Annotated in this window: 11 protein-coding genes and 3 pseudogenes; 4 read left to right on the forward strand and 10 right to left on the reverse strand. The window is 60.5% G+C overall.

From position 1 onward, the window contains the following. A partial coding sequence (locus ACTJI6_RS20825; protein ID WP_440803337.1) for a hypothetical protein occupies window positions 1-256 on the forward strand: 256 nt, incomplete at its 5' end. On the opposite strand, the pseudogene ACTJI6_RS20830 reads toward ACTJI6_RS20825, so the two are convergent. Beyond that, a pseudogene (locus tag ACTJI6_RS20830) lies at window positions 255-854 on the reverse strand (ATP-binding protein); the annotation flags it as partial. The gene ACTJI6_RS20825 and the pseudogene ACTJI6_RS20830 sit on opposite strands and share 2 nt — an antisense overlap. After that, complete coding sequence (istA, locus tag ACTJI6_RS20835) at window positions 844-2376, reverse strand: IS21 family transposase (RefSeq protein ID WP_440803339.1); 1533 nt, start codon at window positions 2374-2376, stop codon at window positions 844-846. The pseudogene ACTJI6_RS20830 and the gene istA, both read right to left, overlap by 11 nt. A 115-nt stretch (window positions 2377-2491) precedes the next feature. Here istA and ACTJI6_RS20840 point away from each other — a divergent pair. Further along, window positions 2492-2626 (forward strand): annotated as a pseudogene (locus ACTJI6_RS20840) (IS110 family transposase); the annotation flags it as partial. A 254-nt stretch (window positions 2627-2880) separates the two neighbouring features. Beyond that, window positions 2881-3387: pseudogene (locus tag ACTJI6_RS20845) on the forward strand (IS30 family transposase); the annotation flags it as partial. Between the two features lie 108 nt (window positions 3388-3495). On the opposite strand, the gene ACTJI6_RS20850 reads toward ACTJI6_RS20845, so the two are convergent. From ACTJI6_RS20850 to ACTJI6_RS20870, 5 genes are all read right to left on the reverse strand, one after another. After that, window positions 3496-4311, reverse strand: a complete 816-nt coding sequence (locus tag ACTJI6_RS20850) for a DUF5020 family protein (protein ID WP_440803340.1) — start codon at window positions 4309-4311, stop codon at window positions 3496-3498. A 93-nt stretch (window positions 4312-4404) separates the two neighbouring features. Further along, the gene (locus ACTJI6_RS20855; protein WP_440803342.1) at window positions 4405-5487 is read right to left on the reverse strand and encodes a BMP family ABC transporter substrate-binding protein; all 1083 of its coding nucleotides are present in this window, start codon (window positions 5485-5487) and stop codon (window positions 4405-4407) included. Window positions 5488-5512: 25 nt separating this feature from the next. Beyond that, window positions 5513-6436 (reverse strand): ABC transporter permease, encoded by a 924-nt coding sequence (locus ACTJI6_RS20860; RefSeq protein WP_440803343.1) that lies wholly within the window; start codon window positions 6434-6436, stop codon window positions 5513-5515. Further along, on the reverse strand, window positions 6433-7518 hold the full coding sequence (locus ACTJI6_RS20865; RefSeq protein ID WP_440803345.1) for an ABC transporter permease: 1086 nt from the start codon (window positions 7516-7518) through the stop codon (window positions 6433-6435). The genes ACTJI6_RS20860 and ACTJI6_RS20865 overlap by 4 nt, the downstream gene beginning before the upstream one ends. Further along, on the reverse strand, window positions 7518-9056 hold the full coding sequence (locus ACTJI6_RS20870; protein ID WP_440803346.1) for an ABC transporter ATP-binding protein: 1539 nt from the start codon (window positions 9054-9056) through the stop codon (window positions 7518-7520). The genes ACTJI6_RS20865 and ACTJI6_RS20870 overlap by 1 nt, the downstream gene beginning before the upstream one ends. Window positions 9057-9296: 240 nt before the next feature. On the opposite strand from ACTJI6_RS20870, the gene ACTJI6_RS20875 reads away from it, so the two are divergent. Beyond that, on the forward strand, window positions 9297-10235 hold the full coding sequence (locus ACTJI6_RS20875; protein ID WP_440803347.1) for a LysR family transcriptional regulator: 939 nt from the start codon (window positions 9297-9299) through the stop codon (window positions 10233-10235). A gap of 280 nt (window positions 10236-10515) precedes the next feature. Here ACTJI6_RS20875 and tnpC read toward each other — a convergent pair whose 3' ends face one another. Genes tnpC through tnpA form a run of 3 tightly spaced genes read right to left on the reverse strand, consistent with a single transcriptional unit; the run spans window position 10516 to window position 12784 of the window. Further along, entirely contained in the window at window positions 10516-12015 is a 1500-nt protein-coding gene (tnpC, locus tag ACTJI6_RS20880; protein WP_440803348.1) for an IS66 family transposase, read from the reverse strand. 59 nt (window positions 12016-12074) lie between these two features. Beyond that, window positions 12075-12422, reverse strand: coding sequence for an IS66 family insertion sequence element accessory protein TnpB (gene tnpB, locus ACTJI6_RS20885; protein ID WP_440803349.1), 348 nt, complete (start codon window positions 12420-12422; stop codon window positions 12075-12077). Then, on the reverse strand, window positions 12419-12784 hold the full coding sequence (gene tnpA / locus ACTJI6_RS20890; protein WP_440803351.1) for an IS66-like element accessory protein TnpA: 366 nt from the start codon (window positions 12782-12784) through the stop codon (window positions 12419-12421). Before tnpA ends, tnpB begins: the two co-directional genes overlap by 4 nt. Between the last annotated feature and the right edge of the window lie 84 nt (window positions 12785-12868).

Here is a 12868-nt window from a genome sequence, read left to right on the forward strand (position 1 = left end):
CAAGATGCTGGGCGAAGATCCGGAGCTTCTGGAAGCCATTGTCTACAACGATGACAATCTGACCTATGGCTCCATCATCAGCGTCTACACCGGGCCGGACGAGGCCATCACGGCCCTGACCGACGACGGCATCGACGAACTTACGGACATGCTCAGAGACGCGCGCCTCACAGCAGAAACCTGGCACCAGTTCCTCGACGACTTCGTTAGCGATCCTGAACTCGCGCAACGCTTCAAGGCTCAACCGCCGCGGTAACAATCGGCCGGTTACCGTAGAGCCTGCTCAGCAGATGGAAGAGCAGCGCCCCGCCCGAGGCGCTGAAGGGCAGGTATCCAAGCTCATCCAGGATGACCAGATCAAGGCGTGTCAGGTTGTCAGCGATCTGCCCGGCCTTGCCGCGCATCTTTTCCTGCTCAAGGGCATTGACCAGCTCGACGGTCGAGAAGAAGCGCACCTTTTTGCGATGGTGTTCGATGGCCTGGATACCGAAGGCGGTCGCGACATGCGATTTCCCTGTGCCCGGCCCCCCGATCAATACGACATTCTGGGCGCCATCGAGGAAGTCACACCGGTGGAGTTGCCGAACCAGGGGCTCGTTTACATCGCTGGCAGCGAAGTCGAAGCCCGACAGATCTTTATAGGCGGGGAAGCGGGCGATCTTCAGATGATAGGCGATCGAGCGGACCTCACGTTCAGCCATTTCGGCTTTCAGAAGCTGCGAGAGCATGGGCACTGCGGCCTCAAAGGCGGGCGCGCCTTGCTCCATAAGGTCGGCAACGGCTTGTGCCATCCCGTGCAACTTCAGGCTCTTGAGCATGATGACGATAGCGGCACTGGCGGGATCATGACGCATGTCGTGCTCCCTTCAACTGGCGGCGCAGGTCGTCATACCGGGCGACATTGGCTTTTGGTTCTTCCCGAAGGGCCAGAGCCCGCGGTGGGTCCAGGTCAGGCGTTGCAATGGGTCCGTCATCCACCAGGCGATGCAAAAGATTCAGCACATGGGTTTTGGTCGGCACGCCGGCCTCAAGCGCCATTTCGACGGCGGCCAGGACATCATGCTCGTCATGCTGCAGCACCAGCGCCAGGATCTCAGCCATTTCCCGGTCTCCGCCGCGCTGCTTGAGCAGATGCTGCTGAAGCAGCCGGAAGGCTTCTGGCATCTCGGCAAACGGGGCGCCGTTGCGTAAGGCACCAGGCTTGCGCTGGATCACCGTGAGATAATGCCGCCAATCGTAAACCGTGCGAGGCAGCGCGTGATGGGCGCGCTCGATGACCCGATCATGCTCGCACAGGATCTGCCCCTCAGCCACGATGACAATTTTCTCTGGGTAGACCCGCAGGCTGACCGGATGGTTCGCGAACGAGGCGGGAACGCTGTAGCGGGCACGTTCAAATGTTACCAGACAGGTCGGGGAGACGCGCTTGCCATGTTCGATGAACCCATCGAATGCGGGAGGAAGGGCCATCAGCGCCTCCTTCTCCGCTTCCCAGATATCGGCGATCGTGCCCGGCAAGGTGCCGTGCGGCGTCTCATGCCAAAGACGAACAGAATTCTCCTCCAACCAGATGTTCAAGCTCGCCAGATCCGCAAAAGCCGGCATTGTCTGCCAGAGCTGGTTCCTGCCATCCTGAACGTTCTTCTCGACCTGCCCCTTTTCCCAGCCCGCAGCCCGATTGCAGAAATCGGGATCAAAGACGTAGTGGCTGGCCATAGCCATAAAGCGCAGGTTGACCTGCCGGTCCTTGCCGACCAGCACCTTGTCGACAGCTGTCTTCATGTTGTCATAGATGCCGCGGCCGGGCACACCGCCGAAGACGCGGAACCCGTGCCAGTGGGCGTCGAATAGCATCTCATGCGTCTGCAGCAGATAAGCCCGCAGCAGGAAAGCCCGACTATGTGCGAGTTTGATGTGGGCAACCTGCAGTTTCGTGCGAACCCCGCCGATCACGGCCCAGTTCTCACTCCAGTCGAACTGGAAAGCCTCCCCCGGCGCGAATGCCAAGGGCACGAAGACGCCGCGACCAATGGACTGCTCATCGCGCAACCGATCCGCGCGCCAGGAGCGGGCAAAGGCCGCAACCCGCTCATACGAGCCGCCATATCCCAGTGCGGCAAGGTCCTTGTAGAGCAGCTTCACCGTCTTGCGCTGCTTGCGCGGCTTGCGAGCTTCTCGCAGCAACCAGCCCGAAAGCTTCTCCGCAAACGGGTCCAGCTTGCTCGGGCGATCAGGGATGCTGAACTGCGGCGTCACATCGCCAGCGCGCAGATACTTTCGGATCGTGTTCCGCGACAGTCCGGTTCGCCGCGCAATCTCACGAATGGAAATCTTGTCACGCAACGCCCATCGCCGGATGACACTCAAAAAAGCCATGTCGATCACTCCTTTGCCCCCTGCCTGATGCAGTCGGGGCGAGCCAATCACATGGGTCAATTCTCAATGAAAATTTCCGCTATACCCGGGTCAGTTCTCAGCGACATTCAACAGGTCCTGGCTTGAGCAGATGCTGGCGCGCAAGCCCCGGATGCTGGTCGCCATCGCCCTGGCAAACAAGACCGCCCGCGCGATCTGGGCGGTGATGACGAAACAGGAGGACTATCGAGACCCTGCCCTCGCCGTGTGACACGGCAAGGGCAGGCAGGTGTGAGACGGACATTGACCAGTACGGACAAACGATCGACCAGATCGAGGTTGGGAAAACCATGGCTTCCCAGAGAGCTCGTAGCTCGGGCGCATTGATATGGACCCAGCCTTCGCATCGCCATACCGGCCCGCGGCATTGTCAAAGCCGCACACCGAGGCCTGACACATGACCGTACCCGATCACATGTCCGAACCGTTCAAAAGAAAGCTTGCACCGACCGAGGTATCCACACATGGGAAGCGGATCTGGTGCTGTTCCGACAGAAATATGGTCCTGCCAATGTCACCACAATGATTGAGCGCACCAGCCGTTTCCTCGTGGCGTTGAAGAACGCCGAGAAACGCACCAAGCCGATCATGGCGCAGATTGCCCAGGCCCTGACGCCCCTGCCCCGACATGCCTGCCGGTCCATCACCTTTGATCGCGGATCCGAGTTCGTCGACTGGCCGCATCTGCAGGCCGAGGTGGGGACGCAAACGTGGCTCTGCGAGGCGCAGTCGCCCTGGCAGAAAGGTGCTGTGGAGAACGCCAACAAACGGCTGCGACGATGGCTTTGTCGCGACACCGATCCGAACTCGCTTTCACAGGAGGAACTCCGCCAGCTCTGCGCCGGCCTGAACGCCACGCCGCGCAAGTGTCTGGGCTTCCGCACTCCCGCCGAAGTGTTCAAGGCCAACCTGCTCGGACGCGGGTACCGCAGGGAGAAACTCTCGCGGCAACCGAAGTCGCATTTGGGCTAGCGCGTCCACTCCCGGAGGATCCAGAGTGCTTACCAAGGAACGTTAGGACCGTGATGTTATGGTATTACATACCGAAATGATATCACGTTTGCGCCAAACACACGATGTCTAGAATTTTAAAGCTGCAAACGCACTGACTGAGTTGTCGTCCACATCGTTCACGCCGTACTTGTTCTTGTAATACGTATATTCCAGACCCAAGATGGCACCGCCTTCCTTGCCGACATCCCAGCGCAGTTGGGGAGAGAAGACGATCTGGCTTTCGAAGCCATCGCCTTGTTCCCCGATAAAGTCCGCAAATCCCCGGATCGACAGGTTTTCATTGCCTATCTTGAAGGGATAATCCCAGACAAAGGTTATCTGGTATGTCGTGTCGAGGTCGCGATCAAATGGATCATCAACATTTTTATAGACATAGGCACCGGCCGTGAAGACGGAAAAGCCGCTCACGTTCAGGTCGGCACGGACACCTGGAGCGACGACCAGAAAATCCTCGCCATGGTTGATGCCAAGATCCGGCCCGACGTCCTTGACGTACGCGCCTTCGGGGAATGTCAGCCCCATAGCCTTGCCGCTCAGGTGAAGCCAGGCTTCGGCGTAGTGATGGTTTTTCGACCCGGTTCCCTGATGGTCCTTGTTGAGGTCGACGAAATAGAAAAGATCGCCCCAGTTAAACAAGGTATATTGTTCAAAGGTCAGGGTGGTGCGGGTGGTCGAGTCAAGGCCGTTGGCGCCGAGATGAAATCCGTCGCCGTAGTGCAGCTGTATCTCGCTTCCGGAAAAAAGCACCTCGGCCTGGGCTCCATGTCCTATAATTCCCAGCCCAAGTGCCAATATCGACGCTGGGATGATGCTGTGTTTGGTCATAAGTAATCCTCCTGTTGTAGCAGGCTTTTCTGCTTTTGTGATGTTCTCGACGATCATCGGCATGCGCCCGGGAAGCGCATGGCCGATGGAAGGATCAGCCCGTTCCGGAGCCGATCCTGAGGCAGTGGCAGTGGCAGTGGCAGTGGCCGGCTATTTCTGCAGCCGCGAGTCGATGCCTTGGACAAGGAAGTTCATGCTCTTGATCTCGGACGCGTCCAGCCTCTTTCCGGAAGCGATCGCCTCTGACCCGTCATTGTTCATGACCGGACCGGTAAAGGGATCGAAACTGCCGTCGCTCATCGCGTCCTGCTTTGCCAAGATCGCCGCCCGCTGTTCTTCCGTCAGATCCGGCGACAATCCGGCCACTTCCATGGCCCCTTCGGCGACACCGGCGAAGGTGTCCTTCCCTTCAAAAGTTCCATCGATCACGGACTGGACGACATCGGCATAGACCACCCCGAAATTGGCCTGGCCCGCGCACAAGTGCTTGGTCGGCGCGTGGGCAGAGTTGTCGCTGAGCGTCGTGACGGCATAGACGCCCTTTTCCTCGGCCGTGGCGACGGCTGACGGGGTGCCCGGGAACAGCGAATAAACCACGTCAGCGCCCTGTGAAATCAGGCTTTCCGCCGAGGATCGGTCGCGCGGCGGATCATACCAGGCATTCAGCCACACCACCTTCACCGGCTTGAGGTCCGGGTTGACGCTTTGTGCGCCCAGAACATAGGCGTTGAGGATGCCCAGGACTTCCGGCAGCGGGAAAGCGGCCACGACACCAAGCTGCTGGTTCTTCGTCGCATAGCCAGCCGCCATGCCGCACAGATAGGATGCCTGGTAGTGCCGGACGGTGAATGTCGCGAAGTTCGGAAGGTTCTGGTACCCGCCGATATGCAGGACCTTCAGGTCGGGCGATCTCTTCGCCAGCGCCAGACCGTCACTCAGGTGTCCGAAACCGCCCAGGATCAGGATGTCGGTTCCGTTCGCCACAAGCCGGTTCATGGCGCGGGTGGCGTTGGGCCCCTCGCCGACCGAATCCACCACCGTCACGTTCAGCTTGTCCCCGAACCGTTCCTCGAGAACCTCCTTGCCGCGTACGATCTCGTGGTCCCAGCCGACATCGCCGATCGCGTTGGGCGCCACGATTGCAAGGTCGAGCGGTTCCTGCGCGAGCAGAGCCCCGGACCATGATATGGAAAGGATTGCACCAAGCAAGGGTGCGCGAATGATATGGTACATGATTGCTCCTGTTGGTCGCTTGTTGTTATTTTGATGGTCGAAAGTTCTGGCCCAGTGAAACCGGTGCGTTCAGCCGGATCAGGAGTGCGTTCCTGGACACAGCCGCGAGAACGACGATGGTCATCACGTAGGGCAGGGATGTCATGATCTGCGCCGGGACGCTGAAACCCATGGCCTGCACGGCCAGATCCCCCAGCAGGAGCGCCCCGAAGAGATAGGCTCCGAATGCGATCCTGAGCGGCCGCCAAGTGCCGAACACCACCAGTGCAACCGCGATCCACCCCCGGCCGGCGATCAGGCCGTCCGACCAGCCGGGCGTCAAGATCGTCGAGGCATAGGCGCCCCCGAGGCCCGACATCACGGCGCCGAAAATGATCGCGAAAAGGCGGATGCGAATCACGGCAAAGCCCAGGTTGTGCGCGATGGCCGGATCTTCGCCCACGACCTTTATGATGCGGCCATGGCGCGTCCTGGCAAGGAACCACCAGGTCAGGAACGCGACCGCAAAGGCGAAATAGGTGATGGCGCTCTGTCGGAACAGGATCGGCCCGACAAGAGGCAAGTCCGACAGGACGGGGAGCGAAAGGTTTGCCGGAGCCATCATCGTCAGGTTCTCGAAACTGCGCCCGGCCAGGCTGGAAAGCCCAAGGCCAAGAATCCCGACGGCAAGCCCGGAAACGATCTGGTTTGCCGAAAAGCCCAGCACAAGGATCGAGAAGACCAGGGACAGCGCCACGGATGCGCCGACCGCAAGGCCGAAGCCCAGCACGATGTTTCCCGTCTGATAAGTGACGGCAAAGGCCACGGCTGCCGCGAATGCCATCATGCCTTCCACGGAAAGGTTCATGACCCCTGTTTTCTCTGCCACGGCCTCGCCGATCGCGGCAAGCAGAAGGGGTGTTGCGGTTGCGAAGGCGCCCGCCAGGACGAAGATGATAGTGTCCGTCATGCCCTTGCCTCCGGCTGGACTCGTGCGATGCGGTATTGGACCAAGGCGAAGGAGGCGAGGTAGAACACGAGAACCATTCCCTGGAAGATTACCGGCGCGGCCGGGGGAAGGCCCACATCGATGATCGCACCGTCCGCGCCGACATAGACGATTGCCATGAATGTCCCGGCCAGCAGTATCCCGACCGGATGCAGGCCTCCGAGATAGGCCACGATTATCGCGGCAAAGCCGTAGCCGGGGGACAACGACGGCTGGAGCCGGCCGATCGGCCCCGAAATCTCGCCCACTCCGGCCAGGCCCGCCGCGGCACCGCCGATCAGCAGCGTGATCCAGACCGCCTTCTTGGCGCTGAAGCCTGCATAGCTTGCGGCACTTGGGGCAAGCCCCCCCACAAGCAGCGTGTATCCCGAGAAGGTGCGCGTGACATAGATCAGCGCCGCAATCGACAGCAGGATGACCACGAGGATGGACGCGCTCGCCCTGAGCATTCCGTCATCCGACAGGAGCGGATACATCGCCACCGGAGGAAAGCTTACCGACTGGGGATAGGAGAACCCCATCGGATCCTTGAGCGGCCCACTGATGAGAAAATACAGGATCTGCACCGCGATCTGGTTCAGCATCAGCGTCACGATGATCTCGCTGGCGTTGAAGCGCGTCTTCAGCGCCGCTGCGATCCCGGCCCACGCCGCCCCCGCGATCATGCCGGCAAGCATCATCGCCGGAAGCATCAGGACGTTCTGGCTTTCCGGAAAGCTTATGGGGATGACGCTTGCCGCCACGGCGCCGATGATCAGCTGGCCTTCCGCGCCGATGTTCCAGACCTTCGCCCGGAACCCGATGGCCAGACCCTGGGCGATCAGGATCAGCGGGGCAGCCTTTATCACCACCTCGGAAATGTTGTACGCCGATGCCAGCGGATCAATCAGCAGCCTGTATAGGACTTCGAGAGGCGGGGCGCCCAGAAAGCCGAACAGGACCATGCTTCCCAGCAATGCCAGAACGAAAGTCACCAGTGGCACGAGCATGATGCTCTTGAGCGACACCTCACTTCGCTGGACAAGTGCGTACCGACCCATCATCACGCCGCCCTCATCGTCTGGTCGAATTCGCCCATCATCATCCGCCCGACATCTTCGGCGGTCACCGACCTGGCCTGGACCGAGGGGGACAGCCGTCCATGATACATGACGTGGATGCGGTCGGAGATCTCGAATATCTCCTCCAGTTCCTCGGAAATCATGAGGATCGCCGTGCCGTTGTCCCTCAGGTCCACCAGCTTCTGCCTGACCATCGCCGCCGCTCCGACATCGATGCCCCAGGTCGGCTGAGAAACGATCAGGATGCGGGGCTCCAGCAGAATCTCGCGGCCCAGCACGAACTTCTGCAGGTTGCCGCCCGAGAGGCTGGATGCGATCGATTGCCGACCCCGTGAACGGACATCCATGCCGGAAATGCATTTGTCAGCAAAATCGGCCTGCTGCCGTCGTCTGATCAATCCCTTTCGGACCAAGCCTGCCCGGTGGGCGGTAAGCAACACGTTGTCCGCCAGGCTCATGGCAGGGACCGTGGCGCGCCCCAGTCGTTCTTCGGGAACGAAGGTTACCCCCATTTGCCGGCGCGTTCCCGGCGGAACATCCCCCACGGGGCGGTCGAAAACCCGGATCTTGCCGGCCATGTCGCCCTGCAACCTGATTTCACCTGACAAAAGCCGCGCCAGCGTGGACTGGCCGTTGCCCGACACCCCAGCAATGCCGACGATCTCGCCAGGACGCACCACCATCGACACGCTGTCGAGGCTTTCTCCCAGCGGATCGGGATTGTCATAGGCGAGGTCGCTAACGGTCAGGGCGGGTTCGCAGCTCGGTTTCGCCTCGGCGTGGCGGGTTGTCGGGATGTCCTGCCCGATCATCAGGCGGGCCAGTTCCGCCGATGTGGCCTGCCGCGGGTTCGTCGTGCCCGTGACGCGTCCCTGGCGCAGCACGACGGCGCAATGGCACAGGTCCCTGATCTCTTCCAGCTTGTGCGAGATGTAGAGCATAGCAACGCCACGCTCGGATAGTTTCCTCAGCGTCCCGAAAAGCTGCTGCGCGCTGTGGGGCGGCAGCACGGATGTCGGCTCGTCCAGGATGAGCAGCTTCGGATCCTGCATGAGGCAGCGGATGACCTCGACCCTCTGCCGCTCGCCAACGGAAAGGTTATGCACCGGCGCGTCAGGATTTACATGAAGGCCGTATTCATTCGCCTTCTGCCTGATTTTTTCGGCCAGGTCCGGCAACGATCCGGGAACGGTCAGCGAGATATTTTCAACGACGCTGATCGTTTCGAACAACGAGAAATGCTGAAAAACCATTCCGATACCCAGATCTCTGGCAACACTCGGACTGGTGACGGCGACCTTTTCGCCGTTCCAGACAATCTCGCCCTCATCCGGTTGCTGAATACCGTAAATGGTCTTCATGAGGGTGGATTTGCCTGCGCCGTTTTCACCAAGGATGGCGCAAATCTGACCGTGTTCCAGCGCAAGATCCACGCTGTCGTTTGCCACATATGTGCCGTATCTCTTGGTAATGTTACGCAATTGAAGCAATGGGGGGGGGTCACCTGCCTTGGTCTTCAAATGCTGCTCCCTGTTGTTGATGACAGCGCTTGCTGGCGGCAGCCTAGATCAACGTGCGCCAAGCTTGCGAGGAAAGTAGTGTTTTTGTTCTTTCTGCAGGCAATGATCGGCTGAAACGTTTAGGCTTTCCGATCCGCCGAACGCTAATTGCCGTTTTTGGTATCAGGGCCATTAGGGGACGAGTAGACAAACACCAGAGACGTTCTGTTCCAAAAATCGAACGCCACCCAAGGATTAAGCATGCCTAAGATAGAACTGAAGGACATAAGCAATTTCGTGCTTATTGCCCGGACGGGCAGTCTAACACGCGCGACAATGGTATCCGGCGTTCCAAAGGCGACGTTGAGCCACAGCATCCGCCGTCTGGAGGACATGCTGGAAGTCGAACTGTTCCTTAGATCCCAGAAGGGGCTGCACCTGACTGATGCAGGCCGCGCGCTGCTGGACAACAGCGCACGTGTGTTTGACAGCATCGAGGTCGCGACGAGCGCCGCTCAGCGCGCGCACAGTACCCTGAACGGCAAAGTTCGCATTCTGGGCAGCGTCGAATTCGGAACCAGCATCATCGGCGCCGCCACGCTTCTGCTGGCGCGAGAGCATCCCGGCTTGTCGTTCGAGACACGTACCTATGCAAGCGACACGCCCTTGCCGGAGCAATCCGACTTCGACTGCATGATCTTCGTCGGCACCGCGCCATCGTCCGACTATGTGTGCCGGAAGCTCGGCAATGTCAGCTATCGTGCTTATGCAAGCCCAACCTTGCTTGAAAAGTTGGGCACGCCTGAAAGGATTGACGACCTGTCACATATGCCGGGCATTGAATACACGCGAAAGGGCATTTCCGAACCGTGGCTGCTTCAGGACGAGGATAGCAAGCAGGTCGCGCGCTACAACGTACGATTCAGCGTGCACGACTACTGGATGGCGAAGTTCTATGCGGTTTCGGGTGAGGCCGTCGCCTACCTCCCCGACTTCTTCGTCTATTACGAGGTGGATCAGGGCAGTCTTGTCCCGCTGCTCAAACCCGCCGAGAATGTGGACCAGATTTCCGTCTGGGTGATCTACGGCGCCGCCCGGCACAAGAATCCGCGCGTCAAGCTAGTGGTCGAGACCCTGTGCAAGCAGTTTTCCAGCGTCATCCATCACCCGGGATATGCCCTGATCCCAAGGAATGACTGACACGCTCTGCCAGCAGTCAAAGCGGGCGCAAAGATGCGTCCGCCATGAACCGTTCTCAACCCGGACCGTGCCTGCATCCAAGTCGAGAAAGGTTTTCGGGTTGCCGTAAAGCGGTTCGTGCTTTGTGTCGATCGGGTGTACATGCACCCGGTCAGGCGAAAAGCCTTTGGACAGCCCCGATCAGGCAAGCCGCTTTGACAATCGGGGCTAAGGGTACACGGAAGCAGGAGCATATTCCCGGCAAAAAACGCTGCATTCAGGTAAGCGTCCGGTCTGACCGCTACCCGTTCCAGTGCCATGGCAGCAGCTCATCGACCTTGGTGATCTTGTAATCCGGGATGCGCGCAAGGGTGTCGGCGAGCCAAGCCTGTGGGTCGACGCCATTTAGCTTGGCTGTTTCAATCAGGGTGTATGCGATGGCTGCGGCCTTGCCGCCTGCCTCGGAGCCGACGAAGAGGTAGTTTTTCCTGCCGAGCGCGACGCTGCGCATGCCACGTTCGGCTGCATTGTTGTCCAACTCCAGGATGCTGTGTTCCAAGTAGGGGCGCGTTCGCTCCATGCGAGCCAGGGCATAGCGTATGGCAGACGCGAGTGGTGATTTTCCCGAGATCTTGGTCAGCTGCGCGGCCAGCCATTGTTCGAGTTCACCGAAGACCGGAGCAGCATGAGCCCGTCGGAGTTCTGCGCGACGATCTGGCGGTGACCCTCTGGCTTCCTTCTCGACAGCGTAGAGTTGGGCGATCCGGCCAATGGCCTCTTCGGCGATAGGTGAGCCCTGTGATCGGTGGATGTCGACGAACTTGCGCCGGACATGGGCCATGCAGGCAACTTCGCGGATGGCCCCGGAGCGGTAGAGGTCCTCGAACCCGGCATAGCCGTCGGCGTGCATCCAGCCACGGTATCGGGCCAGGTGATCCTTGGGATGCTGGCCTTTGCGGTCGCCGGAGAACCGATACCAGGCGGCGGGCGCGGCGGTGCCGCACCACGGCCGTTCGTCGCGGGCATAGGTCCAGAGCCGTGCTGTCTGGGTCTTGCCGGCGCCGGGGGCGAGCATGCTGACGGGCGTGTCATCGGCGAAAATCGCTTCGGCCGACAGGACGTGGCGGCCGATGGCTTCAGCCAATGGCTCCAGCAAGGCCGTGCTCTTGCCGACCCAGTCTGCCAGCGTGGAGCGGTCCAGGTCGAGCCCTTCGCGGTCGAAGATCTGGCTCTGGCGGTAGAGGGGGAGATGGTCGGCATACTTGCTGACGAGCACATGGGCCAGCAGGCCAGGTCCGGGGCGGCCACGCTCGATCGGGCGCGACGGCAGCGGGGCTTGCATGAACCGCTCGCAACAGCCGCAGGTCAGCCGGGGCCGCAAAATTCGGTTTACGATGAAGCGGCCCGGCACATATTCCAGCTCTTCCGTCACATCCTCGCCGATCCGGCGCAGTTGTCCGCCGCAGTCGGCACAGGCATCTGTGCCGGGCGTCAGCTCCACCTCCATGCGCGGGATATGATCAGGGATCGGACGGCGCTTCGGTTTGTCCTTCTCCTCGATGTCGGGAAGCTTCATCCGCGCGGTCATCGCGGCGGCAGCAATCTCGCTGGTTTCCAAGGCCAATTGCAGTTGGTCTGCAGTCTCGGAGGAGGCGCCAAATCGGTGCGCCCGGTGACCGGCCAGTTGATGGCGAAGCTTCTCGATCAGGATTGCCTGCGACTTTACCTCAGCCAGAAGCCGTGCGGTGAAGGCGCGCAGCTTCTCGGGGTCGTCCGGCAAGGTTACGGCCTGATCCAGCATGCAGACAGCTTATTCTGCTGGATCCCTCGTGGGAATCCTTTGATCACAGGCGATGTGGATTATCCTGCCGCCAGAGGTCGCCAGGTTCGTTCTGGCGCCCGCCAGTCGATCCCTTCCAGCAGCATCGACAACTGCGCAGGCGTGAGAGCCACTTTGCCCTCCTTGGCCGCGGGCCAGACGAACCGGCCCCGTTCCAGCCGCTTCATGAACATGCAGGCACCTTGCCCATCCCACCAGATGACCTTTACCAGATCTCCGCGCCGACCGCGGAAGACAAACAAGTGCCCGGCAAACGGATCTTGCTTCAGCACCGCCTCGGCCTGGGCCGCGAGTGCCGCAAAACCCTTGCGCATGTCCGTCACCCCGGCTGCCAGCCAAACCCGTGTGTTGACTGGCATGGGGATCATGCTGTCAGGCCCCGGATCAGGCGCGCCAAAGCATCAGGATCGTAACTGCCGGTGATCCGCAGCCGATGACCGCCCGCAAGCTCGACCTCGATCAGTTCCTGCGGACGTGTCGGCTCGCTGGTCACAACCAGATCATCCTTCCTGACATGGTCTATGATCTCCACGGGCAGGAAGGCAGGGCTAGCCGCCACAGCCGTTGTCTCAGGGGCATAACGCGGATCGCGCAGCCACTTGAACACCATGTTGGCGTTCGCCGCATAACGGCGCGCTACCTGCGCAACCGAAACGCCCGGAGCCGTCGTCTGCAGGCAGATCGACCGCTTCTCTTCGTCCGTCCAAAGCCGCTTTGTCCGACGCGCCACGCTCGCACCATAGTGTCCACCATCTATAGCGGACACTATCTCCCACGCTCACCGCGCGGCAGGGCAGTCAGACCGGACGCTTAC

This window comes from Paracoccus sp. 22332 (assembly GCF_052045125.1).
Lineage (GTDB): Bacteria > Pseudomonadota > Alphaproteobacteria > Rhodobacterales > Rhodobacteraceae > Paracoccus > Paracoccus haematequi_A.

What these genes read in the sequence shown, in the direction of transcription:
- ACTJI6_RS20850 (WP_440803340.1), bottom strand. Translation starts at nt 4,311, where the DNA reads ATGATCGTCGAGAACATCACAAAAGCAGAAAAGCCTGCTACAACAGGA.
- istA (WP_440803339.1), bottom strand. Translation starts at nt 2,376, where the DNA reads ATGGCTTTTTTGAGTGTCATCCGGCGATGGGCGTTGCGTGACAAGATT.
- ACTJI6_RS20860 (WP_440803343.1), bottom strand. Translation starts at nt 6,436, where the DNA reads ATGACGGACACTATCATCTTCGTCCTGGCGGGCGCCTTCGCAACCGCA.
- tnpC (WP_440803348.1), bottom strand. Translation starts at nt 12,015, where the DNA reads ATGCTGGATCAGGCCGTAACCTTGCCGGACGACCCCGAGAAGCTGCGC.
- ACTJI6_RS20855 (WP_440803342.1), bottom strand. Translation starts at nt 5,487, where the DNA reads ATGTACCATATCATTCGCGCACCCTTGCTTGGTGCAATCCTTTCCATA.
- ACTJI6_RS20865 (WP_440803345.1), bottom strand. Translation starts at nt 7,518, where the DNA reads ATGATGGGTCGGTACGCACTTGTCCAGCGAAGTGAGGTGTCGCTCAAG.
- tnpB (WP_440803349.1), bottom strand. Translation starts at nt 12,422, where the DNA reads ATGATCCCCATGCCAGTCAACACACGGGTTTGGCTGGCAGCCGGGGTG.
- ACTJI6_RS20875 (WP_440803347.1), top strand. Translation starts at nt 9,297, where the DNA reads ATGCCTAAGATAGAACTGAAGGACATAAGCAATTTCGTGCTTATTGCC.